Annotated in this window: 22 protein-coding genes; 4 read left to right on the forward strand and 18 right to left on the reverse strand. The window is 57.8% G+C overall.

All coding sequences use genetic code 11. The annotated features are described in order from the left end of the window. Positions 1–53: 53 nt before the first annotated feature. Positions 54–470 (forward strand): OsmC family protein, encoded by a 417-nt coding sequence (locus tag ACZZ0B_RS17600; RefSeq protein ID WP_008082948.1) that lies wholly within the window; start codon positions 54–56, stop codon positions 468–470. Between the two features lie 61 nt (positions 471–531). Then, positions 532–1,404, forward strand: coding sequence for a pirin family protein (locus tag ACZZ0B_RS17605; protein ID WP_463545880.1), 873 nt, complete (start codon positions 532–534; stop codon positions 1,402–1,404). 84 nt (positions 1,405–1,488) lie between these two features. Here ACZZ0B_RS17605 and ACZZ0B_RS17610 read toward each other — a convergent pair whose 3' ends face one another. The 4 genes from ACZZ0B_RS17610 to ACZZ0B_RS17625 all read right to left on the reverse strand — a co-directional run bounded on the left by ACZZ0B_RS17610 (position 1,489) and on the right by ACZZ0B_RS17625 (position 5,198). Then, complete coding sequence (locus ACZZ0B_RS17610) at positions 1,489–2,217, reverse strand: dienelactone hydrolase family protein (protein WP_463545881.1); 729 nt, start codon at positions 2,215–2,217, stop codon at positions 1,489–1,491. 68 nt (positions 2,218–2,285) lie between these two features. Next, positions 2,286–4,190 carry a molecular chaperone HtpG gene (htpG, locus tag ACZZ0B_RS17615; protein ID WP_008082953.1) on the reverse strand — a complete coding sequence of 635 codons (1,905 nt, stop codon included), beginning with the start codon at positions 4,188–4,190 and terminating at the stop codon, positions 2,286–2,288. An 82-nt stretch (positions 4,191–4,272) separates the two neighbouring features. Beyond that, on the reverse strand, positions 4,273–4,725 hold the full coding sequence (locus tag ACZZ0B_RS17620) for a PaaI family thioesterase (RefSeq protein WP_105709280.1): 453 nt from the start codon (positions 4,723–4,725) through the stop codon (positions 4,273–4,275). Then, positions 4,722–5,198 (reverse strand): PaaI family thioesterase, encoded by a 477-nt coding sequence (locus ACZZ0B_RS17625; protein ID WP_463545882.1) that lies wholly within the window; start codon positions 5,196–5,198, stop codon positions 4,722–4,724. Before ACZZ0B_RS17625 ends, ACZZ0B_RS17620 begins: the two co-directional genes overlap by 4 nt. Before the next feature lie 158 nt (positions 5,199–5,356). On the opposite strand from ACZZ0B_RS17625, the gene ACZZ0B_RS17630 reads away from it, so the two are divergent. Then, on the forward strand, positions 5,357–5,593 hold the full coding sequence (locus ACZZ0B_RS17630) for a hypothetical protein (RefSeq protein WP_008082962.1): 237 nt from the start codon (positions 5,357–5,359) through the stop codon (positions 5,591–5,593). Positions 5,594–5,671: 78 nt separating this feature from the next. Here ACZZ0B_RS17630 and ACZZ0B_RS17635 read toward each other — a convergent pair whose 3' ends face one another. From ACZZ0B_RS17635 to sdhC, 14 genes are all read right to left on the reverse strand, one after another. Next, positions 5,672–6,331 carry a hypothetical protein gene (locus tag ACZZ0B_RS17635; RefSeq protein WP_463545883.1) on the reverse strand — a complete coding sequence of 220 codons (660 nt, stop codon included), beginning with the start codon at positions 6,329–6,331 and terminating at the stop codon, positions 5,672–5,674. Between the two features lie 5 nt (positions 6,332–6,336). Continuing rightward, positions 6,337–7,134 carry a hypothetical protein gene (locus tag ACZZ0B_RS17640; protein ID WP_463545884.1) on the reverse strand — a complete coding sequence of 266 codons (798 nt, stop codon included), beginning with the start codon at positions 7,132–7,134 and terminating at the stop codon, positions 6,337–6,339. Positions 7,135–7,284: 150 nt separating this feature from the next. Continuing rightward, positions 7,285–7,686, reverse strand: coding sequence for an MAPEG family protein (locus ACZZ0B_RS17645; protein WP_008082968.1), 402 nt, complete (start codon positions 7,684–7,686; stop codon positions 7,285–7,287). Then, positions 7,686–8,423 (reverse strand): DUF599 domain-containing protein, encoded by a 738-nt coding sequence (locus ACZZ0B_RS17650; RefSeq protein ID WP_463545885.1) that lies wholly within the window; start codon positions 8,421–8,423, stop codon positions 7,686–7,688. The genes ACZZ0B_RS17645 and ACZZ0B_RS17650 overlap by 1 nt, the downstream gene beginning before the upstream one ends. Positions 8,424–8,678: 255 nt before the next feature. After that, positions 8,679–9,992 carry a branched-chain amino acid transport system II carrier protein gene (gene brnQ, locus ACZZ0B_RS17655; RefSeq protein WP_008082971.1) on the reverse strand — a complete coding sequence of 438 codons (1,314 nt, stop codon included), beginning with the start codon at positions 9,990–9,992 and terminating at the stop codon, positions 8,679–8,681. A 447-nt stretch (positions 9,993–10,439) separates the two neighbouring features. Next, positions 10,440–11,321, reverse strand: a complete 882-nt coding sequence (gene sucD / locus ACZZ0B_RS17660) for a succinate--CoA ligase subunit alpha (protein WP_008082972.1) — start codon at positions 11,319–11,321, stop codon at positions 10,440–10,442. After that, positions 11,321–12,487, reverse strand: coding sequence for an ADP-forming succinate--CoA ligase subunit beta (gene sucC / locus ACZZ0B_RS17665; protein WP_007919879.1), 1,167 nt, complete (start codon positions 12,485–12,487; stop codon positions 11,321–11,323). The genes sucD and sucC overlap by 1 nt, the downstream gene beginning before the upstream one ends. Positions 12,488–12,669: 182 nt before the next feature. Continuing rightward, a complete protein-coding gene (lpdA, locus tag ACZZ0B_RS17670; RefSeq protein ID WP_150649671.1) occupies positions 12,670–14,106 on the reverse strand; it encodes a dihydrolipoyl dehydrogenase in 1,437 nt (478 codons plus the stop codon). A gap of 109 nt (positions 14,107–14,215) precedes the next feature. Beyond that, entirely contained in the window at positions 14,216–15,436 is a 1,221-nt protein-coding gene (odhB, locus tag ACZZ0B_RS17675; RefSeq protein ID WP_099758392.1) for a 2-oxoglutarate dehydrogenase complex dihydrolipoyllysine-residue succinyltransferase, read from the reverse strand. Between the two features lie 42 nt (positions 15,437–15,478). Further along, positions 15,479–18,310 (reverse strand): 2-oxoglutarate dehydrogenase E1 component, encoded by a 2,832-nt coding sequence (locus ACZZ0B_RS17680; RefSeq protein ID WP_008077940.1) that lies wholly within the window; start codon positions 18,308–18,310, stop codon positions 15,479–15,481. 251 nt (positions 18,311–18,561) lie between these two features. Beyond that, entirely contained in the window at positions 18,562–19,266 is a 705-nt protein-coding gene (locus tag ACZZ0B_RS17685) for a succinate dehydrogenase iron-sulfur subunit (protein ID WP_008077942.1), read from the reverse strand. 11 nt (positions 19,267–19,277) lie between these two features. Continuing rightward, complete coding sequence (sdhA, locus tag ACZZ0B_RS17690) at positions 19,278–21,050, reverse strand: succinate dehydrogenase flavoprotein subunit (RefSeq protein WP_008077944.1); 1,773 nt, start codon at positions 21,048–21,050, stop codon at positions 19,278–19,280. A gap of 3 nt (positions 21,051–21,053) precedes the next feature. Continuing rightward, on the reverse strand, positions 21,054–21,422 hold the full coding sequence (gene sdhD / locus ACZZ0B_RS17695; RefSeq protein WP_007977503.1) for a succinate dehydrogenase, hydrophobic membrane anchor protein: 369 nt from the start codon (positions 21,420–21,422) through the stop codon (positions 21,054–21,056). Beyond that, entirely contained in the window at positions 21,416–21,790 is a 375-nt protein-coding gene (sdhC, locus tag ACZZ0B_RS17700; protein WP_045122948.1) for a succinate dehydrogenase, cytochrome b556 subunit, read from the reverse strand. Before sdhC ends, sdhD begins: the two co-directional genes overlap by 7 nt. A 362-nt stretch (positions 21,791–22,152) precedes the next feature. Here sdhC and gltA point away from each other — a divergent pair, with 362 nt between their 5' ends. Continuing rightward, on the forward strand, positions 22,153–23,442 hold the full coding sequence (gene gltA, locus ACZZ0B_RS17705) for a citrate synthase (RefSeq protein WP_008077946.1): 1,290 nt from the start codon (positions 22,153–22,155) through the stop codon (positions 23,440–23,442). Positions 23,443–23,504 lie beyond the last annotated feature (62 nt).

The following is a 23,504-nucleotide window of genomic DNA, read 5'->3' on the forward strand; positions in this document are numbered from 1 at the left end:
ACTGCAAGGTCTTGTTTGATCGAACGACTTTTCCTACTGCCTGTGAGGTTCCCATGACTGTTACCGTCAATACCGTCTCTGCCGAAGGTTTTCGTCACACCGTCCAGATCGATGACCATGAATTATTTGCCGATGTGCCGAAATCCGCCGGCGGCGAAGGCTCGGCGCCTGAGCCGCACGATTACTTCGACGCCGCCCTCGGTGCCTGCAAGGCGCTGACCCTGAAGATGTACGCGAAGAAGAAAGACATCCCGCTGACCGGCGTCGGGGTCGACGTCAAACGCGACAACAGTGAGGAGCAGAAAGGCAAATATGTCCTGCACGTCACCCTCACCCTCAAAGGCGTGCTCACCGACGCCCAGCGCGAGGAACTGCTGCGTGTCGCCGACCGTTGCCCGATCCACAAACTGATGACCACCAGCGAAGTGACGATCGAAACCCACGCCCCACAAGGCTTCGACAGCCAGTAATCCTCCTCATGCCAGCGGCGGGTTATGCTTCTGGCATCACCCGCTCAGCCTGGAATGCACCATGGACACGCAACCCCTGATCATCCGCCCGCGCGCCGAAGACGTCGAAGGCCAGCCGATTCTGCGCCCGTTGCCGTCAGCCAAATGCCGCAGCGTCGGGCCTTTCGTGTTTTTTGATCACATGCTCGAGACGGTTTATCCGACGGGCAAAGGCATGAACATCCGACAACACCCGCACATCGGTCTGTCGACGCTTACGTATCTGTTTGAAGGCCAGCTCCAGCACAAGGACAGCCTCGGCTCCGACCAGGTGGTCAGTGCTGGCGATGTCAGTTGGATGACCGCAGGCAGTGCGATTGCTCACGTCGAGCGCACGCCGGAGCCGCTGTGGGAGGAGAGCTTCACGATGCACGGCTTGCAGATCTGGCTGGCCTCGCCCAAGGATCACGAGCAAGGCCCGGGGCATTACAGCCATCACCCGGCGGCGACCTTGCCGGTCAGCGATAACCTTGGCGTACAGATCCGCATGATTGCCGGGTCAGGCTTTTGCCTGGAATCACCGGTGCCGGTGCTTTCTCCTACGCTGTATGCCGAAGTGCAGATGCAAACGGCGACCACCCTGCTGATCCCGACCGAGCACGAAGAGCGGGCGGTGTATGTGTTGAGTGGGGATGCGCAATTGAATGGCCAAGCGATTGAGCCACATGCGTTGGTGGTGTTGCCGGCCGGGGAAGAGATGAGCCTGTTTGCCGAGAGCGATGTACACGCGGTGGTGTTTGGCGGCGCACCGCTGGACGGGCCTCGGCGGATCAACTGGAATTTTGTCGCGAGCGACCCGGCGGCGATCGATGAAGCGCGGCGTAAATGGGCGGCCGGCGATTGGCCGACGGTGCCGGGGGAAATTGAGCGGATTGAATTACCGGCGGGCCGGTAAAGCGAAAGATCGCAGCCTGCGGCAGCTCCTACATTGATCGCGTGTAGGAGCTGCCGCAGGCTGCGATCTTTTGATCTTGAAAAATCAGCCCTTGAACACTTCATCCAGCAAATCATGCATCGACTTGAAGGCGCGCTTGGCGGTCTTCGCGTCGTACATCATCTTGCCGGGCACATTGGCATGCGGATCGGTAAACGAATGCACTGCACCGCCGTAGCTCAGCAGTTGCCAATCGACTTTCGCCGCGTTCATCTCGTCTTCAAACGCCGGCAGTTGTTCCTTCGGCACCAACGGGTCGGAAGCACCGTGCAACACCAGCACCGCGCCCTTGATGTTTTGCGCATCAGCCGGATTCGGCGAATCCAGCGTGCCATGGAACGACACCGCCGCTTTCACCGGCGCACCGGTGCGCGCCAGATCCAGTGCACAGCAACCGCCGAAGCAGAACCCGAACACCGCCAGTTTCGACGTATCGACCGCCGCTTCGCCCTGCTTCTGCAACTGCTCGAACGCCGCCTGCATACGCGTGCGCAGCAATGCACGGTCGTCCTTCAACGGCATCATCGCCGCGCCAGCCTGATCAGCATTCTGTGGACGTACGGCCTGACCGTAAACGTCTGCGATCAACACCACGTAGCCCTTGGCCGCCACCGATTTGGCGATCTCTTCGGCACCGGCGCTGACGCCCATCCAGTTCGGCGCCATCAACAAACCCGGAAGCGCGCCCTTGTGCTCGGCGTCGAACGCCAAACGACCTTCATAAGGCTGGCCGTCGATCTGATAGACCACGGAACGTAAAGTGACTTGGCTCATTTCTGACTCCTGATTTGTTAAACACCAGAATGAAAAAACCCGCCGAAGCGGGTTTTTCTGCAACTTGGTTAAACCGACAGTTCAACCAGCAGCTTGTTCAGGCGGCGCACATAAGCGGCCGGATCCTTCAAGCTGTCGCCGGCAGCCAGGGCTGCCTGATCGAAGAGGATGTGCGACAGGTCGCCAAAACGCTCTTCGCTCTGCTCGCCGTCGAGTTTCTCGATCAGCGGGTGGCTTGGGTTGAATTCGAAGATCGGCTTCGAATCCGGCACCTTCTGCCCGCTGGCTTCGAGGATCTGACGCATTTGCAGACCCAGGTCCTGCTCGCCGATGGCCAGAATGGCCGGCGAATCGGTCAGACGATGGGAAACCCGGACTTCCGCCACGGAATCGCCCAGCGCGGTTTTCAGACGCTCAACCAGACCTTCTTTGGACTTGGCGACTTCTTCTGCAGCTTTCTTGTCCTCTTCCGAGTCCAGATTGCCCAGATCGAGATCACCGCGTGCCACGTCGACAAAGGTCTTGCCGTCGAACTCGCTGAGGTAGCTCATCAGCCACTCGTCGATGCGGTCGGTCAGCAGCAGCACTTCGATGCCTTTCTTGCGGAAGACTTCCAGGTGCGGGCTGTTCTTGACCTGCGCGTAGGTTTCGCCGGTGAGGTAGTAGATCTTGTCCTGACCTTCCTTGGCGCGGGCCAGGTAGTCGGCCAGACCAACGATCTGCTCGCCGTCGTCGCCATTGGTCGATGCGAAACGCAGCAGACCGGCAATTTTCTCTTTGTTGGCGAAGTCTTCTGCCGGGCCTTCTTTCATGACCTGACCGAAGTTCTTCCAGAAGCCTTTGTATTGCTCAGGCTCGTTTTTCGCCAGTTTTTCCAGCATGTCGAGCACGCGCTTGGTCAGCGCGGTCTTCATCGAATCGATGATCGGGTCTTTCTGCAGGATTTCCCGCGACACGTTCAGCGACAGGTCGTTGGAATCGACCACGCCTTTGATGAAGCGCAGGTACAGCGGCAGGAAGGACTCGGCCTGATCCATGACGAACACGCGTTGCACGTACAGCTTCAGGCCTTTCGGCGCTTCACGCTGGTACAGGTCGAACGGTGCGCGGGCCGGCACGTACAGCAGCGAGCTGTATTCGAGCTTGCCTTCGACTTTGTTGTGGCTCCAGGCCAGCGGATTTTCAAAGTCGTGGGCGATGTGCTTGTAGAACTCCTGGTATTCCTCGTCCTTCACTTCAGTGCGCGGACGAGTCCACAGAGCGCTGGCGCGGTTGACGGTTTCCCATTCAGCGGCCGGCGCCTCTTCACCTTCAGCAGGTGCGACTTCTTTCGGCAGCTCGATCGGCAATGCGATGTGATCGGAGTACTTCTTGATGATGTTGCGCAGACGCCAGCCATCGGCGAATTCGTCTTCAGCGGCTTTGAGGTGCAGAACGATACGGGTGCCGCGCTCTGGCTTGTCGATGGTGGCGACTTCGAACTCGCCCTCGCCTTTCGACGACCAGTGCACGCCTTCGCTGGCTGGAGTGCCGGCGCGACGGCTGTATACGTCAACCTGGTCGGCCACGATGAACGCCGAGTAGAAACCCACGCCGAACTGGCCGATCAAGTGCGAATCTTTCTTCTGATCGCCCGAGAGGTTTTTCATGAAATCGGCAGTGCCCGATTTGGCGATGGTACCCAGATGGGTGATCACATCGTCACGGTTCATGCCGATACCGTTGTCTTCGAGGGTGACGGTCTTGGCGTCTTTGTCGAAGCTCACACGGATTTTCAGGTCAGCGCCACCTTCGAGCAACTCTGGCTTGGCCAGGGCTTCGAAGCGCAGCTTGTCGACAGCGTCAGAGGCGTTCGAGATCAATTCGCGAAGGAAAATTTCCTTGTTGGAATACAGCGAATGGATCATGAGGTGCAGCAGCTGCTTTACCTCGGTCTGGAAGCCCAGGGTTTCCTTTTGAGTTTCCACACTCATGGTCATCAAACTCCAATCAGATGGCAGTGGCCGCGACCTGAAATGGTCGGCGGCGGGTTGTCTTGTGAGTTTGGGGCGCTGTTCAGGATTTCAAGGGCTCATCGATTTTGAAGTGCGCCCGCGCGGTGGCAATCGGTTCGCTTTCGGTACTTTGCCAGGCTGTGATGGCGACGTTGGCCACCCGCCGTCCCTGCCGGCACACCTGACATCTGGCCCAGGTATCGCGGAACTGCCCGGCGCGCAGGTAATCGAGGGAGAAATCGATAATCTTCGGCACGCCCGGCGTTTCGGTAAAAATCAGCAAATGAAGTGCCGCCGCCAGCTCCATGAATCCGGCGATCACCCCGCCATGAATGGCCGGCAATAAAGGGTTACCAATGTTGTCTTTGTTCGCTGGCAGCTTGAACAGCAAGTCATCACCGACGCGCGAGCATTCGATGCCGATCAAACCGGCGTAAGGGATCAATTGCAACAACGGCGCGTAGTCACCCTGCTGGTGGGCCTGCTGCAGTTGCTGCTTGAGGTCATCGCTCATTGACCTGCTCCCTTGATCGCGCCGCCGAAGCCTTTGGTGCCTTTAAGACCTTTACCCATACGCATGAAGGTACCGACGACATGGGCGATGGGCTGTGCGGGATCGTCCTGATAGGCGAAACCACGGGCGAAGATCACATCAGTAGTCACTCGATAGCATTGGGCGAAACCATAGACGTCTTTGTTCGGTTCAGCGGCATGCATATAGTCGATGCGTAGATCGAGCGTTGGACAGACTTCGAACTCCGGCAACACGCACAGGGTCGACATCCCGCAGGCGGTGTCCATCAATGCAGTAATCGCGCCGCCGTGAATGACACCCGTCTGGGGGTTGCCGACGATTTTTTCACTGTACGGCAAGATCACCGTCAGCCCTTGCGCAGAAGCACTGTGCACCTCTAAGCCGAGCACTTGGCAATGACGAAGTGCCGATAAAAATCGCGTCGCGCGCTCAAAAACGGGGTTTTCGGACATTTGATAATTACTCTCGTTAGAGCCAATTGCCAGTAGTGAGCAATACAGCAAAAGTTCCCGGTAAAAACAAACTTATATATCTGAAAGAAATGAGGAACTTAACCCTCAGCGCCAAGCTCTTAAGGCCAGTAGTTATTTTCCATAAGGAGAAACACCCCATGCGTAAGACTTTAGCTATTGCCTTGATGTTGACCGCTTCCCTCGGTCTCGCTGCCTGCGATAAAAAATCCGAGGACAAAGCTCAAGATGCCAACCAACATGCTGAACAAGCTCAGCAAGACATGAACAAAGCTCAGGATAAAGTGAACGACGCTGCGAAAGAAAACGCCGAAGCTGCCAAAGCTCAGGCTGAATCGAACGCCGCCGCGCAAGACGAAGCTGCCAAGAAGCAATAATCGGCTTTTTGCTGCATAAAAAAGAAAACCCGCCAAGTGCGGGTTTTCTTTTGCCTGTGATTTATTGTCAGATCAGCGTTACCCGCCACTAGTTGGCGGCGGCTGAAAGGCACAATCACCGGGATAACCGGGTCGTCCATCACACACCTTCAAACAACCCGTGCCGCTATTGAACTTGGCACTGACAGCGAGTGCATAACCGTACTGCGGCGTTGTCACATTCAAAGACGTTGCACAGGACGTCTTGTCGTCAAAGCGAAACGTGATCGTTTCATGCCGCTTACGACGTTCAAACAACAGCGCGAACGTGTGGCCACTGTTCCACATTGATTTCGTCGGCACGACAAAACGATAGCGCTGTTCATCCAGACGCTGGCCGAACACCTTGAAATCGCTGCGGCCATTTTCGATCCCGGCTTTCGGGTAGGGAATGGGCAGGATGTAGGGCAGCCCGGTCAGACCCTGTTTGACGTTCAGGCCTTTCTGAAAATAAGGCACTTCGATGTGCGGGATACCGCCGTAAGTGATGCGCTCATCGCCGTGAAATTTATTCTGCGATGGCTGGTAATCCGGGGCCAGCGCAAACTCGACGTCAAACGTCAGCAGCGCCTTGCTCGCATCCAGATTCTCCGAGAGAAACTCTCTGTCGGTTGCGCCATTGTCACTCACGCAACCTCCCAGCGATGCCGCCATTGCCATCAACAGCAAGAGGCCGTCACCCGACCGTGAATTGTTCATCAGGCTCAGCGCTCGGAAAGAGGTAATGCGGGACCGAGGCCGCGGCCAATCAGTTCCCACGTGTCGTTTTTGGCCTGCCAATGGAAGCGCTGTGCAAACCAGGCAATCTGCATGTCCCGAGCCTGTCGGTGATTATTAACGTGGGGCACGCCATCCTTGATCGCCTGGGCCGCTTGCGCGTAAGCGCTTTTGAAGATGTCGGCCAATTCACCGACATTGGCATCGGCCGGCAATTTATAAGCGGCTACCAGGCCGTCCTCGCGCCCGGCGACCAGTATTTCCTTGAAGCGCAGATACGCGGCCACTTTATTGTCGGGAGACACCGACATCAGCGTCCCGACAACCCGGTAACCGCTGCCTTTGACGGCGGTGTCGAACCACAGCACCTCACCGGTTCGAGTATCCAGCGCAAGACCGGATTCGGCGAACAGCAACAGGTCCTCACGGCCGGGCTGCGGCATGCCCCAGTCGGGAAAATTTTCATCCTGGAGCGGGCTGAGCAGGCGTGACAGCGGCGTGCCGTTTTGCACACTGATTAGCAGTGTGCCGACGCTGTCGGCGCGTGAAGTGATCGCCAGAAGCATCGGCTGGCCTTCATGTTGCGCCTTGATCGGCCGCACACCCTTGACGACGTTCACGCCGAGAGGCCAGTACTCCTGCGAGCGAAATACGATGGTGTAGTGCGGCCCCGGACCATACAGACTGTTTTGCGTCGGACGAATGAAGAAATCGCCCAGGCGCTTTGCCTCGGGCACCTCTGGCTGGGCGGATGGCGCGGCCTGCGCTAGCGCAGTCCCCAGCATTAGCGCCCCTATCCACCGGCCGAATCGGCGCAAGGGTGATCTACGCGGTTGAAATCCGTTCAAGAACTGCCTTCCATGAAAAACCGACGCCGGATGTTACAACGACACTCGGCTGATGCCCAATAGTCTGTCTGGCCGGCAGCTCTTCGCTCAGAGCAATACCGTTCTGAACGTTGGACTGACCATCAGCAACAACGAACACACCAGACCGACCAGCCACACCAGACTGCGCAATTTGGGCAGATCGGCGAGGTAGAACCACAAGTAGATGATTCGCGCGATGACAAAGACGATCGCCAATGTATCGATCAACCATCCCGCCGTTTGAGTGGTGTGCGCCATCAGCACACCCACCGCAAACAAAATGAATGCCTCGATGCTGTTCTGGTGCGCCGCCAGCGCCCGCGCGCCGTAACCGGTCAGTTGCGCCTGTTGCTGGCGCGGCAGGTGATTGTTGTAACCGCCCTGCTCTTTCATCGCCTTGCCCACCGGCAGGCGCGCGATATAAATCAACAATGCACTGATAAACACACACCAGAACGGAATACTCATCAAACGACCTCTTTGTTTGTCTCGGGAATGGGGGCTTCTGTAGGGGTATAGACCATCACATCGAGAACGTCGGAATGAAACTCGCGTCGGTACAGCACCAACACCACACCGGCGCTCATCAACATGAACAGCCACGGGCTGACGAACCACGCCAGCATGGTCATGCCGAAGTAGTAGGAGCGCAGGCCGAAGTTGAACTGGTTGGCCGCCATCGAAATCACCCGCGCCGCCCGCGCAGCGAACGCCTTGCGCTCCTGCTCGGAGACATGCCGCTCACCGATCATCGGTGCCGAACCGACCAGCACCGCCGCGAAGTTGTACTGACGCATGCACCAGCTGAAGGTGAAGAACGCGTAGACGAACACCATCGCCAGGCACAGCAGCTTGATTTCTGACATGCCTTGCGATGCTTGCTGCACCATCGGAATGTCTGCGAGCAACGACACCGCGCGCTCGGATGCGCCAAGTACGGTGAGAATGCCGGCGAGGATGATCAACGTGCTGGAGGCGAAGAACGAGGCGTTGCGCTCCAGATTGCCGATCACGCTGGCGTCGGCGATGCGGTTGTCACGCAGCAGCATGCGGCGCATCCAGTCTTCACGGTACAAGTGCAGCACGCTGGCCAGGCACGCGGTGTCGCGGCCCTTCCAGGACGCATAACGGGTGTAACCGCCCCAGCAGATGACAAACCAGCACGCGGCAAGCAGGTGGATCAGATTGGCTTGGATGAACGACATGCAATTCCTTGAATATAGATGCTGTAACTGTAGGCCTTCGCCTGCTCGCGAAAGCGGTGTGTCAGTCACCATTGAAGTTACCTGACACACCGCTATCGCGAGCAGGCTCACTCCTACATAAAAGCGATGCAGTTCTTCGACGTTAGCCTAGGGAAAAAGACACTGCCTGACGCCCATAAAAAATGCCCCGTATCGTTTGATACGGGGCATTTCTGTTTAAGCGTTGAAGACCCGCTCGTGGCGGGTCAGGCAACGTCAGGCAACCGCTTCGCTGCGCTTGCCCAGCAGGCGATCGCACACCACTGCAACCACCAGGGTCATCACGCACGGCACCAGCCACGCCAGGCCCTGCTCGCTCAGCGGCAGGTGCGACAGCTGCGTCGGCATCCAGTCAGCCAGACCGGCGCCTTTCAGCGCATCAATACTGCCGAACAGGAACGACACCAGCATCACCGGGCCGAGAATACGCCCGTGTTCATGCCAGAAGTCTTTGCAGAAGCTCAGCGCCACCAGAACGATGCATGGCGGGTAAATCGCCGTCAGCACCGGAATGGAGAAGGCGATCAGCTTGGTCAGGCCGAGGTTGGATACCAGCAACGAGAACGCTGCAAGGATGATCACCAGGGTCTTGTACGACAGCGGCAGCACGCGGCTGAAGTATTCGGCACAGGCGCAGGTCAGGCCGACCGCCGTCACCAGGCAGGCCAGCGAGATCAGCACCGCGAGGAAACCGCTGCCCAGCGAACCGAAGGTGTGCTGCACGTAAGCGTGCAATACCGCTGCACCGTTGGTTGCACCGACGGCCACTTCATGGCTGCCGGAACCGAGGCGGAACAGGCTGATGTACACCAGCGCCAGACCGACACCGGCAATCAACCCGGCGATGATCGCGTAACGGGTGATCAATTTCGGCGACTCGACGCCACGGGAACGGATCGCGTTGACGATGACAATACCGAACACCAACGCGCCGAGGGTATCCATGGTCAAGTAACCATTGATGAACCCCTGGGAGAACGGCGCCGCGACGTATTCCGGCGTGCCGTGACCGATGTCACCGGCCGGCAAGGCGAATGCAGCGATGCCGAGCACTGCCAGCGCGATGATCTTCAGCGGCGCGAGGAAACGGCCGACGGTGTCGAGCAAACGCCCAGGGTAGAGCGAGATGAAGAACACCAGCAGGAAGTACACCGAGCTGTAGAGGAACAGCGCCAGCGGGCTTTCGCCGGTCAGCGGCGCCAGGCCCACTTCAAACGAAACGGTCGCGGTACGCGGGGTGGCGAACAACGGGCCGACCGCCAGGTAGCATGCAGCCGCCAGAATGCCGCCGGCGACCTTGCCGATCGGGCTGCTCAGCGCGTCCATCGCCCCACCGACCTTGGCCAGTGCAACGACGGTGATCACCGGCAGACCCACTGCGGTGATCAGGAAGCCCAGCGCGGCCATCCAGACGTGAGGTCCGGCCTGCAAGCCAACGATCGGCGGGAAGATGATGTTGCCGGCCCCAACGAACAGGGCAAATGTCATAAAGCCAAGTGCCAGGATGTCCTGACCTTTCAAAACTTTCATTAAGGTAATACCACACTGCTGAAATCGGAATTTAGAGGGGGATTGCCCTGTGTAATTAGGGAAATGCTGTCGATCCGTATGGGACTGACCCTTAAAGCGCGTTGCATGCCTTGTGGGCGGCAGACGCAAAAATGGCTGCTAGCCTAACGAATTTGGCTTACAAACGCACTGTTTGAGGGCGAACTATCCGATACGCGACGTTTCTGTGTCGCGTTTACGTATCTATTTTTCGTTGGGATGGCAAAGATCAAAAGATCGCAGCCTGCGGCAGCTCCTACATGGAATTGCATTTTCAGGGCGAACGGTCGGAATGCATTCATGGCCGGCAACCATCATCCCTGTAGGAGCTGCCGAAGGCTGCGATCTTTTGATCTTCTGATCTGCAGAAACGACAAAGGCCACCCGAAGGTGGCCTTTGTTTGGTGAAGCGTCAGCTAAGCGCGAGGCTTACTTGACAGCCCAACCGGTCAGCTCGGCCAGGGCCTTGCCGATGTCTGCCAGCGAACGCACGGTTTTAACGCCTGCGTCTTGCAGTGCAGCGAATTTCTCGTCTGCAGTGCCTTTGCCGCCAGAGATGATTGCGCCAGCATGGCCCATGCGCTTGCCCGGAGGAGCAGTCACACCAGCGATGTAGGAAACAACCGGCTTGGTCACGTGTGCCTTGATGTAGGCAGCCGCTTCTTCTTCAGCCGAACCGCCGATCTCACCGATCATTACGATCGCTTCGGTCTTCGGGTCTTCCTGGAACAGCTTCAGGATGTCGATGAAGTTCGAACCCGGGATCGGGTCACCACCGATGCCGACGCAAGTCGACTGACCGAAACCGGCGTCAGTGGTCTGCTTCACAGCTTCGTAGGTCAGGGTGCCGGAACGCGAAACGATACCGACCTTGCCTGGCAAGTGAATGTGACCTGGCATGATGCCGATCTTGCACTCGCCCGGAGTGATAACGCCTGGGCAGTTAGGGCCGATCAGGACTACGCCCAGCTCGTCGCACTTAACTTTAGCGTCCAGCATGTCCAGGGTAGGAATGCCTTCGGTGATGCAGACGATCAGCTTGATGCCGCCGAATGCCGCCTCCAGGATCGAATCTTTGCAGAAAGGAGCCGGAACGTAGATCACGGAAGCGGTAGCGCCAGTGGCTTCTACTGCGTCTTTAACGGTGTTGAACACTGGCAGACCCAGGTGTTCGGTGCCGCCTTTGCCAGGAGTAACGCCACCAACCATCTTGGTGCCGTATTCGATGGCTTGCTGGGTGTGGAAACTACCTTGCGAACCGGTAATACCCTGGCAGATAACTTTGGTGTCTTTATTGATCAGGACGCTCATTATTTGCCCTCCGCAGCTTTGACAACTTGTTGAGCAGCGTCGGTCAGGCTGGTAGCAGCGATGATGTTCAAACCGCTTTCTGCCAGTACTTTAGCGCCCAGCTCAGCGTTGTTGCCTTCAAGGCGAACAACAACCGGGATTTTCACGCCGACTTCTTTCACAGCGCCGATGATGCCTTCGGCAATCATGTCGCAGCGAACGATGCCGCCGAAGATGTTGACCAGTACTGCAGCGACGTTGGTGTCGGACAGGATGATCTTGAACGCTTCAGTTACGCGTTCTTTGGTAGCGCCACCACCTACGTCGAGGAAGTTGGCTGGCTTGCCGCCATGCAGGTTGACGATGTCCATGGTACCCATGGCCAGGCCAGCACCGTTGACCATGCAGCCGATGTTGCCTTCCAGTGCTACGTAGTTCAGTTCGAACTTGGCAGCGTGCGCTTCGCGCGGATCGTCTTGCGACGGATCGTGGAAAGTCTTCAGCTTAGGCTGACGGTACATTGCGTTGGCGTCGATGTTGATCTTGGCGTCCAGGCAGTGCAGATCGCCGTCAGCCTTGATCACCAGCGGGTTCACTTCCAGCAGAGCCAGGTCGTGATCCTTGAACAGCTTGGCCAGACCTACGAAGATCTTGGCGAACTGAGCAACCTGCTTGCCTTCCAGACCCAGCTGGAATGCCAGCTCGCGACCCTGGAATGGCTGAGCGCCAACCAGTGGATCGATAGTGGCCTTGAGAATTTTTTCTGGAGTGTCGTGAGCGATTTTCTCGATGTCCACGCCACCTTCGGTGGAAGCCATGAACACGATGCGACGGCTCGAACGGTCAACGACAGCGCCCAGGTACAGCTCTTTAGCGATATCAGTGCACGATTCAACCAGGATCTTGGTGACTGGCTGGCCATTGGCGTCAGTCTGGTAAGTCACCAGACGCTTGCCCAGCCACTGCTGTGCGAAGGCTTTAGCGTCTTCTTTGCTGCGAACCAGCTTGACGCCGCCCGCTTTACCGCGACCACCAGCGTGGACCTGGGCTTTGACAACCCACTCACTGCCGCCGATTTTGTCGCAAGCTTCTGCTGCTGCTTCCGGGGTGTCTACTGCGTAACCAGTGGAAACTGGCAGGCCGTATTCAGCGAACAGCTGCTTACCCTGATACTCGTGAAGATTCATGCTTTTTACCGTCTTCGTTAGGTACTGCGCATTCGGCGCTGCGCTCGTATGAGTGCCGCGCCACCTGTGACTGCTGCTTGCGTAGCTGAGCTACGCAAGACTGCGTCCAGCGGACATTCCGCGGTGAGACTTGCTCGCAAGGCTCACGACGGGCCGTTACCGCCGTGGTTTCTTATTGTCTGTTAACGCTTTTTGCGGTTGGCAATGTGGATGGCGCCGCCATTCACCGCCAAAGCAGCTTCGTGCAAGGCTTCAGACAGGGTCGGATGGGAGAAAACCATCATGCCCAGGTCTTCAGCGCTGGTGCCGAATTCCATACCGATCGCGCCCTGCTGAACCAGTTCTGCAGCGCTCGGGCCAATCACGTGCACGCCCAATACGCGGTCAGTCTTGGCATCAGCGATGACCTTGACGAAACCACCGGTATCGTTGGCGGCCATGGCACGGCCGGAAGCGGCGAACGGGAAGGTGCCGACGTTAACTTCAACGCCTTCAGCTTTCAAGGCCTGCTCGGTTTTGCCAACCCACGCGATTTCCGGGTGAGTATAAATAACCGAAGGGATCAGGTCATAGTTCATCTGGGCTTTGTGGCCCTTGATGCGCTCGACAACCATGATGCCTTCTTCCGAAGCTTTGTGCGCCAGCATCATGCCGCGAACCACGTCACCGATGGCGAAAACGCCCGGTACGGTGGTCGCGCAGTGATCGTCAACGTGCACGAAACCGCGCTCGTCGAGGGTCACGCCGCTGTCGGAAGCCAGCAGATCAGTGGTCACCGGACGGCGACCAACGGCTACGATCAGCTTGTCGAAAGTGATGGTCTGTTCGCCGTTGGCATCGGTGTAGTTCACAACGACTTCGTCGCCGTTCACTTTCGAGCCGGTCACGCGAGCGCCCAGTTTGATGTCCAGACCTTGTTTGGTCAGGGTTTTCAGTGCTTCCTTGGAAACAGCGGTGTCCGCTGCCATCAGGAAGGTGTCCAGTGCTTCGAGGACAACCACTTCCGAACCCAGACGCGACCAGACCGAACCCAGTTCCAGGCCGATCACGCCAGCGCCGATCACGCCCAGACGCTTAGGTACGGTCTGGAATTCCAGAGCGCCAGTCGAATCGACGATAACTTTCTGATCAACCGGAGCCGGTGGAATGTCGATCGGGCGCGAACCTGGAGCCAGGATGACGTTTTCAGCTTCGATGATTTCAACCGAGCCGTCTGGCTTGGTGACTTCGACTTTCTTGCCAGCCAGCAGTTTGCCGTGGCCCTGGATCGAAGTAACGCCGTTGGCCTTGAACAGGGTGGCAACGCCGCCGGTCAGGTTCTTGACGATGCCAGCCTTGCGGCCAACCATCGCTGCGACGTCCATTTTGACTTCGCCGGTCGAGATACCGTGAACGTTGAAGCTTTCTTTCGCTTCCTTGTATTTCCAGGAGCTGTCGAGCAGCGCCTTGGAAGGAATGCAGCCCACGTTCAGGCAGGTGCCGCCCAGGGCTTGCTTGCCTTCAGCGTCGGTGTACTTCTCGATGCAGGCAGTGGTCAGACCCAGCTGCGCCGCCTTGATGGCAGCCACGTAGCCACCAGGGCCAGCACCGATCACTACTACGTCAAATTTCTGCGACATTCAAAAAATCCTCTTTAGCAATAAAGCTACAAGCCGCAAGCGACAAGCTCCAAGCCCACCCCGCTCGCTTTGAGCTTGTGGCTTGAAACTTGAAGCTTGCCGCTGTTTTTTAGATATCCAGCAACAGACGCGCCGGATCTTCCAGCAGGTTCTTGATGGTCACCAGGAAGGTCACAGCTTCTTTGCCATCGATCAGACGGTGATCGTAGGACAGTGCCAGGTACATCATCGGACGGATAACGACCTGACCGTTGATGGCCATAGGACGCTGGATGATGTTGTGCATGCCCAGAATCGCTGCCTGCGGCGGGTTGACGATCGGGGTCGACATCATCGAACCGAAGGTACCACCGTTGGTGATGGTGAAGGTACCACCGGTCATCTCGTCCATCGACAGTTTGCCGTCACGGGCTTTTTTGCCGAATGTTGCGATGCCGCCTTCGATTTCAGCCAGGCTCATCAGTTCGGCGTTACGCAGAACCGGAACAACCAGGCCACGGTCGCTGGAAACGGCAACGCCGATGTCAGCGTAGCCGTGGTAAACGATGTCGCCGCCGTCGATCGACGCGTTGACAGCCGGGAAGCGTTTCAGCGCTTCGGTAGCAGCCTTGACGAAGAAAGACATGAAGCCCAGGCGTACGCCGTTGTGCGACTTCTCGAACAGGTCTTTGTACTTCGAACGCAGGGCCATGACTTCAGTCATGTCGACTTCGTTGAAAGTGGTCAGCATCGCCATGTTCGACTGAGCTTCAACCAGACGCTTGGCCACGGTGGCGCGAACGCGGGTCATCGGTACGCGCTTCTCGATGCGGTCGCCAGCGGCGAACACAGGAGCGGCGGCCGAAGGAGCAGCAGCCTTGGCAGGCGCGGCAGCCGGAGCGGCTTTCTTGGCAGCTACAGCAGCGACTACGTCTTCTTTGGTCACACGACCGCCCTTGCCGGTGCCGGCAACGGAAGCGATGTTGATGCCGTTTTCTTCAGCCAGCTTGCGCGCAGCCGGTGCAGCAACAGGATCGTCTTCGCCCTCGGCAGCAGCTGGAGCAGCGGCAGCGGCCGGAGCAGCAGCGGCGGCTGGAGCAGCGGCAGCAGCGCCGCCCGCTTCGATGGAGCCCAGCACTTCGTCGGACAGAACGGTGTCGCCTTCGTTCTTGACGATTGCGCCCAGCACGCCGTCGGCGGTAGCCAGAACTTCCAGTACGACTTTGTCAGTTTCGATGTCGACGATCAGGTCGTCACGCTTGACGGCGTCGCCCGGTTGTTTGTGCCAGGTGGCAACGGTGCCATCGGCAACCGATTCCGGGAAAGTGGGGGCTTTGATCTCGATAGCCATTATCTGTAGTTCCTTAAATTCGGTTTCAGGTGCGCGAAGGCGTTAAATGGTAAACGCGTCTTGCAGGAGTTTTTCCTGCTGCTCGGCGTGCATCGATGCGTAACCACAAGCAGGTGCAGCAGAAGCCTCACGGCCCGCGTACTCAAGTACGAGAGACTTGTCGAGGTTCCCGATGCTGCGACGCAAGTGGTGTTGGCTGCAGTACCAGGCGCCCTGGTTCATCGGCTCTTCCTGACACCAAACGGCATTTTTGACGTTGGTGTACGGAGCCAGGACTTCTTTCAAGTCGTCCTCAGGGAATGGGTACAGCTGCTCGATACGCACGATGGCAATATCTTCACGGCCTTCGGCACGGCGTTTTTCCAGCAGGTCGTAGTAGACCTTGCCGCTACACAGAACCACACGCTCGACCTTTTTCGGGTCCAGAGTATCGATTTCCGGGATCACGGTCTGGAACGAACCTTCGGCCAGATCTTCCAGGGTCGAGATGGCCAGCTTGTGGCGCAGCAGCGACTTCGGCGTCAGCACGATCAACGGTTTGCGCAGCGGACGGATCACCTGACGACGCAGCAAGTGGTAGATCTGTGCTGGCGTGGTCGGTACCGCTACCTGAATGTTGTGCTCGGCGCACAGCTGCAGGTAACGCTCAAGACGTGCCGAGCTGTGCTCAGGGCCCTGACCTTCGTAACCGTGTGGCAGCAACATGGTCAGACCGCAGAGACGGCCCCACTTGTGCTCGCCGCTGGTGATGAACTGGTCGATCACAACCTGTGCACCGTTGGCAAAGTCGCCGAACTGAGCTTCCCAGATCACCAGCGCGTCTGGCGTGGTGGTCGAGTAACCGTATTCGAATGCCAGTACCGCTTCTTCCGACAGGAACGAGTCGTACAGGTCAAAGCGTGGCTGACCGTCGTACAAGTGCGCCAGCGGAATGTAGGTGCCCGCGTCTTTCTGGTTGTGCAGCACAGCGTGACGGTGCGAGAACGTACCGCGGCCGATGTCCTGACCAGTCATGCGAATCGGGTGACCTTCAAACGCCAGGGTCGCGTACGCCATGGTTTCGGCGTAACCCCAGTTGATCGGCAGGCCGCCGGCTTGCATTTTCTGACGGTCTTCGTAGATCTTCGCGACCTGACGCTGAACCACGAAGCCGTCCGGAATTTCCAGCAGCTTGGCGGACAGTTCTTGCAGGGTCTTCAGATCGAAACGCGTGTCGTGACGCGCAGTCCAGGCGTGGCCCAGATACGGACGCCAGTCGACGAACAACTCTTTGTTCGGCTCTTTGACCAGCGATTTCACTACGTGCAGACCGTTGTCCAGCGCGTTGCGGTATTCGTCGACTTTCGCCTGAACACGCTCGGCGTCGAGCACACCGCCCTGGGTCAGACGATCAGCGTACAGCTCACGGGTGGTGCGCTGTTTGGTGATCTGCTGATACATCAGAGGCTGGGTGCCGCTTGGCTCGTCAGCTTCGTTGTGGCCGCGACGACGGTAGCAGACCAGGTCGATCACCACGTCACGCTTGAACTGCATGCGGTAGTCGATAGCCAGCTGGGTCACGAACAACACGGCTTCCGGATCATCACCATTCACATGGAGAATCGGCGCCTGGATCATCTTGGCAACGTCGGTGGCGTACTCGGTGGAACGCGAGTCCAGCGGGTTGCTGATGGTGAAACCAACCTGGTTGTTGATCACGATGTGCACGGTACCGCCGGTCTTGAAACCGCGGGTCTGCGACATCTGGAAGGTTTCCATGACCACGCCCTGACCTGCGAAAGCAGCGTCACCGTGGATGGAGATCGGCAGAACCTTCTCACCGGTCGGGTCGTTACGACGATCCTGACGGGCGCGCACCGAACCTTCTACCACCGGGGAAACGATTTCCAGGTGGGACGGGTTGAACGCCATGGCCAGGTGAACTTCACCGCCGGCGGTCATCACGTTGGACGAGAAGCCCTGGTGGTATTTAACGTCACCGGAACCCAGCTCGACCTTCTTCTTGCCTTCGAACTCGTCGAACAGCTCACGCGGGTTCTTGCCGAAGGTGTTGACCAGTACGTTCAGACGGCCACGGTGGGCCATGCCGATGACGACTTCCTTGGTGCCGTAGGAACCGGAACGCTGGATCAGTTCGTCGAGCATCGGAATCAGGCTTTCGCCGCCTTCCAGACCGAAACGCTTGGTGCCCGGGTATTTGGTGCCCAGGTATTTTTCCAGGCCTTCACCGGCAGTCACGCGCTCAAGCAGGTGGCTCTTGATGTCGGCGGAGTACGTCGGACGACCACGCACGCTTTCCAGACGCTGCTGGAACCACTGGCGCTGCTCGGAATCGGTGATGTGCGTAAATTCAGCGCCGATGGTGCGGCAATATGTCTGCTGCAACGCTTCGTGAATTTCGCGTAGGCTCGCTTCCTCTTTGCCGATGAACAGGTCGCCGGCACGGAAGGTCGTATCAAGATCGGCATTGGTCAAGCCGTAATGATTGATCGACAGGTCTGCAGGTGCAGGACGCTGCCACAGCCCCAGCGGGTCAAGCTGGGCTGCCTGGTGGCCACGCATACGGTAGGCCTGGATCAATCGCAGCACTTCAACTTGCTTCTTCTCGTGCTCACTGCTCACGCTGCCGGCGGAAACCGGTTGGGCGCGGCGCTGGTTCTTTGCCAGCAGCACGAAATGATCGCGAATTGTGGAGTGCGAAACATCAGTGGCAGAGTTGCCGTCGGCGGGCAACTTCTGAAAGTAGGTGCGCCACTCTTCTGGCACAGCGTTAGGGTCGTGCAGGTAGAGCTCATAAAGCTCTTCCACATAGGCAGCGTTTCCACCTGAAAGGTAGGCGCTGTTCCACATGCGCTGCATCACGCTTTCTTGCATGCTTGGTCACCCTCGGTTAGGGGAACACCATCGATGTCGACACCGAGCAAACTTGCAGAAGTCCGAATGCAGCGACTAAAACAAGCCACTTAGGATCACACTGATAGTCCGGGTACCAGCCCGGATGCCCCTGCTTGTCTCATTTCTTCAAAATAAGAGCGGCAGCTTGTGGCTACTGCTCTGGTTATAGCCATGACGCGGGTTGAAGCCCGCGCCACAGCCTCTACGGTACAGCGGTTACAGCAGCTGAATCACACGCCGCTTGAAAGCAGCATGTTACGGATGTGACCGATGGCCTTAGTCGGGTTCAGGCCTTTCGGACATACGTTGACGCAGTTCATGATGCCCCGGCAGCGGAAGACGCTGAACGGGTCATCGAGTGAAGCCAGACGCTCGTTGGTCTTGGTGTCACGGCTGTCTGCCAGGAAGCGATAAGCTTGCAGCAGTGCAGCTGGACCCAGGAACTTGTCCGGATTCCACCAGAAGGACGGGCAAGAGGTCGAGCAGCAAGCGCACAGGATGCACTCGTACAGACCGTCGAGCTTTTCGCGCTCTTCTGGCGACTGCAGACGCTCGATGGCCGGAGCCGGCGTGTCGTTCTGCAGGTAAGGCTTCACCTTTTCGTATTGCTTGTAGAAGATGCTCATATCGACGACCAGGTCACGGATAACCGGCAAACCTGGCAGCGGACGAACAACCAACTTGTTACCTTTGACAACGGCAGACAGCGGCGTGATGCACGCCAGACCGTTCTTGCCGTTGATGTTCATGCCGTCGGAACCGCAAACACCTTCACGGCAAGAGCGACGATAGGAGAAACCCTCGTCCTGCTCTTTGATCAGGGCCAGTACGTCCAGCACCATCAGATCTTTACCACCGGTATCGATCTGGAATTCCTGCATGAACGGCGCGGCGTCCTGATCAGGGTTGTAACGATAAACGCTGACTTGCAACATGGCGGCCACCCTTAATAAGTCCGAATCTTAGGTTCAAAAGTCGGAACAGTCTTCGGCGAGAAGTTCACGGCACGCTTGGTGACGCGCTTGTCACCCGGGAAGTACAGGGTGTGGCACAGCCAGTTTTCGTCGTCACGGTCTTCGAAGTCTTCACGGGCGTGAGCACCGCGCGACTCTTTGCGGACTTCAGCGGCGATGGCGGTAGCTTCAGCCACTTCCAGCAGGTTCTGCAGTTCCAGCGCTTCGATACGAGCAGTGTTGAACGCCTGCGACTTATCGTTGATTTTCACGTTGGCGATGCGGGTACGCAGGTCAGCAAGCTGAGCAATACCTTTCTGCATGTATTCGCCAGTACGGAATACACCGAAATAGTTCTGCATGCAGTTCTGCAGCTCGCGACGCAGGGTTGCCACGTCTTCGCCATCAGTACGGCTGTTCAGCGCGTTCAGACGCGACAGGGCAGCTTCGATGTCGGCTTCGGTAGCGTCGTCGTATTCGATGCCGTCGGTCAGCGCCTTTTCCAGGTGCAGGCCGGCAGCGCGGCCGAATACCACCAGGTCGAGCAGCGAGTTGCCGCCCAGACGGTTGGCACCGTGAACCGATACGCAAGCCACTTCGCCTACAGCGAACAGGCCCGGGATGATCTTGTCGACGCCTTCAGCGTCCTGGGTGATCGCCTGACCATGAATGTTGGTGGCAACGCCGCCCATCATATAGTGGCAAGTCGGAACAACCGGAACCGGCGCAACAACCGGGTCAACGTGAGCGAAAGTCTTCGACAGTTCGCAGATGCCTGGCAGACGGCTGTGCAGTACTTCCTCGCCCAGGTGGTCGAGTTTAAGCAGTACGTGGTCGCCATTCGGGCCGCAACCGTTGCCGGCGATGATTTCTTTAACCATCGAGCGAGCAACAACGTCACGACCGGCAAGGTCTTTGGCGTTCGGAGCATAACGTTCCATGAAACGCTCGCCGTGCTTGTTGATCAGGTAACCACCTTCACCACGGCAACCTTCTGTAACCAGTACACCGGCGCCGGCGATGCCGGTCGGGTGGAACTGCCACATTTCGATGTCTTGTACCGGCACACCAGCACGCAGAGCCATGCCAACGCCGTCACCGGTGTTGATCAGGGCGTTGGTGGTGGACGCGTAGATACGACCTGCACCGCCGGTAGCCAATACGGTGGCCTTGGCGCGGATGTAGGTGGTTTCACCGGTTTCGATGCAGATAGCGATCACACCGACGAAGTCGCCTTCCTGGTTTTTCACCAGATCGACAGCGTAGTACTCGTTCAGGAACGTGGTACCGGCTTTCAGGTTGCCCTGATAAAGGGTGTGCAGCAGCGCGTGACCGGTACGGTCGGAAGCGGCGCAAGTACGTGCAGCCTGACCGCCCTTGCCGTAGTCCTTGGACTGGCCACCGAACGGACGCTGGTAGATACGACCTTGTTCGGTACGCGAGAAAGGCATGCCCATGTGGTCCAGCTCGTAAACGGCGGCCGGGCCTTCCTGACACATGTATTCGATAGCGTCCTGGTCACCGATGTAGTCGGAACCCTTGACGGTATCGTACATGTGCCAGCGCCAGTCATCGTTCGGGTCAGCGGACGCGATTGCGCAAGTGATGCCGCCCTGAGCGGATACAGTGTGCGAACGGGTCGGGAAAACCTTGGTGATCACGGCAGTCTTGTGACCGCCCTGCGCCAGTTGCAGCGCAGCGCGCATGCCGGCACCGCCACCACCAATAATGATGGCGTCGAAAGAAATCGTTGGAATGTTAGCCATGACTCAGATACCCCAGAGAATCTGCACACCCCAGACGAAGTAAGCGAACATCGCAACGCCGCATACTGCCTGGAAAAGGAAACGTACTGCAGTCGCGGACTTGCCCAGCGCCATCGGCGTCAGGTAGTCGGTCGCGATGGTCCACATGCCGACCCAGGCGTGAGCGCCAAGGGCAACGAGGGCCAGCAGACTGAAGATACGCATCCCGTTGTGAGCGAACAGGCCGTGCCACTGGTCGTAGCCAATGCCCGGATTCGCTGCAAGGTATCCGATCAGGAAGATGAAATAAGCCGCGAGAACAACCGCAGACACACGTTGCGCCATCCAGTCATAGAGGCCCGAACGCGAAAGGTTCGTAACGCTGGTTACCATATCCAAACTCCTGCCAGAACGATCAGCACCACGGAAATGGCGATGATGATTTTCGAGCCCAGGCGGCCGCCTTCCAGCGTCTCACCGATGCCCATGTCCATGATCAAGTGGCGCACACCGGCTACCAAGTGATACAGCAGAGCGGACAGGAGGCCCCATGCTACGAACTTGGCCAGCGGGCTGGTCAAGCATGCCTTCACTTCGGCAAAACCTTCCTCGGAACCCAGGGATTTGCCCAATGCATAAAGCATGAAGCCAAGGCCCAGGAAGAGGATGATGCCGGAAACACGGTGAAGAAACGACGTAACGCCGGTGATGGGGAGTTTGATGGTCCTTAGGTCTAGGTTTACAGGTCGTTGGCTTTTCACGGCTTTTTTTTCACACTGAAGAGCCCCTAACAATCAGGGCAAAGTTGTTGGGGAGTGCACTGGTCAGGTAACCACCACCCAGGGATGCGACCCCCAATAAAGCAGGCCCAAAAGCCCTTGGCGGTCGGTGGCCGAGTATAGACAGTTAGGCTACTAATGACAACGCAATCACCTACCCCAAATAGCTGATTGCACAAGTCGAATAAAAGGCGTAAATGGCAGGCAATTTCGAGGAAAAAGTGCGCTTAAAGCCTTCTGGAGCAAGACTTTAGGCAAATTGACATTCGAATTTATCTCACTATAGTGGTGCGGGCCCTGCGTGGGGGGTCTGTCTGATGGTTCAAGCATAAATAGGAGGCCACATGGCTGACAAAAAAGCGCAGTTGATCATCGAGGGCGCAGCCCCCGTCGAGCTGCCCATTTTAACCGGCACCGTTGGTCCCGATGTAATCGATGTTCGGGGCCTGACGGCCACGGGCCGCTTCACTTTCGACCCTGGTTTCATGTCGACCGCCTCGTGCGAGTCGAAGATCACCTATATCGACGGCGACAACGGCATTCTGTTGCACCGCGGCTACCCGATCGAACAGCTGGCTGAAAAGTCGGACTACCTGGAAACCTGCTACCTGCTGCTCAACGGTGAATTGCCGACTGCAGAACAGAAGGCCCAGTTCGTCAGCACCGTGAAAAACCACACCATGGTTCACGAGCAGCTGAAAACCTTCTTCAACGGTTTCCGTCGCGACGCCCACCCGATGGCCGTCATGTGCGGTGTAGTCGGCGCCCTCTCGGCCTTCTACCACGACTCCCTCGACATCAATAACCCGCAGCATCGCGAAATCTCCGCGATCCGTCTGGTTGCCAAGATGCCGACCCTGGCAGCGATGGTTTACAAGTACTCCATGGGTCAACCCATGATGTACCCGCGCAACGATCTGACGTACGCGGAAAACTTCCTGCACATGATGTTCAACACCCCGTGCGAGATCAAACCGATCAGCCCGGTACTCGCCAAGGCCATGGACCGGATCTTCATCCTCCACGCCGACCACGAGCAGAACGCTTCGACCTCAACCGTGCGTCTGGCCGGCTCTTCGGGTGCGAACCCGTTCGCCTGTATCGCCGCCGGCATCGCCGCACTGTGGGGCCCTGCCCACGGCGGTGCGAACGAAGCCGTTCTGACCATGCTTGACGAGATTGGCGATGTGTCGAACATCGACAAGTTCATCGCCAAGGCCAAGGACAAGAACGATCCGTTCAAACTGATGGGCTTCGGTCACCGCGTTTACAAAAACCGCGATCCGCGTGCCACCGTGATGAAGCAGACCTGCGACGAAGTGTTGAAGGAACTGGGCATCAAGGACGACAAGCAACTCGAACTGGCCATGCGCCTGGAAGAGATCGCCCTGACCGATCCGTACTTCATCGAACGCTCGCTGTACCCGAACGTCGACTTCTACTCGGGGATTATCCTCAAGGCGATCGGCATTCCTACCAGCATGTTCACTGTGATCTTCGCCCTGGCACGTACTGTTGGCTGGATTTCGCACTGGAAAGAGATGCTCTCCAGCCCGTACAAGATTGGCCGTCCGCGCCAGTTGTATACCGGTTATGAGTCGCGTGATCTGACCAAGCTGGAAGACCGCAAATAAGACCTGTCTTGCGATAACGTCTTAAGTTGTACCGGGAACGGCCTCTATTTATATAGGGGCCG

It is taken from the genome of Pseudomonas sp. AC247 (genome assembly GCF_979258015.1).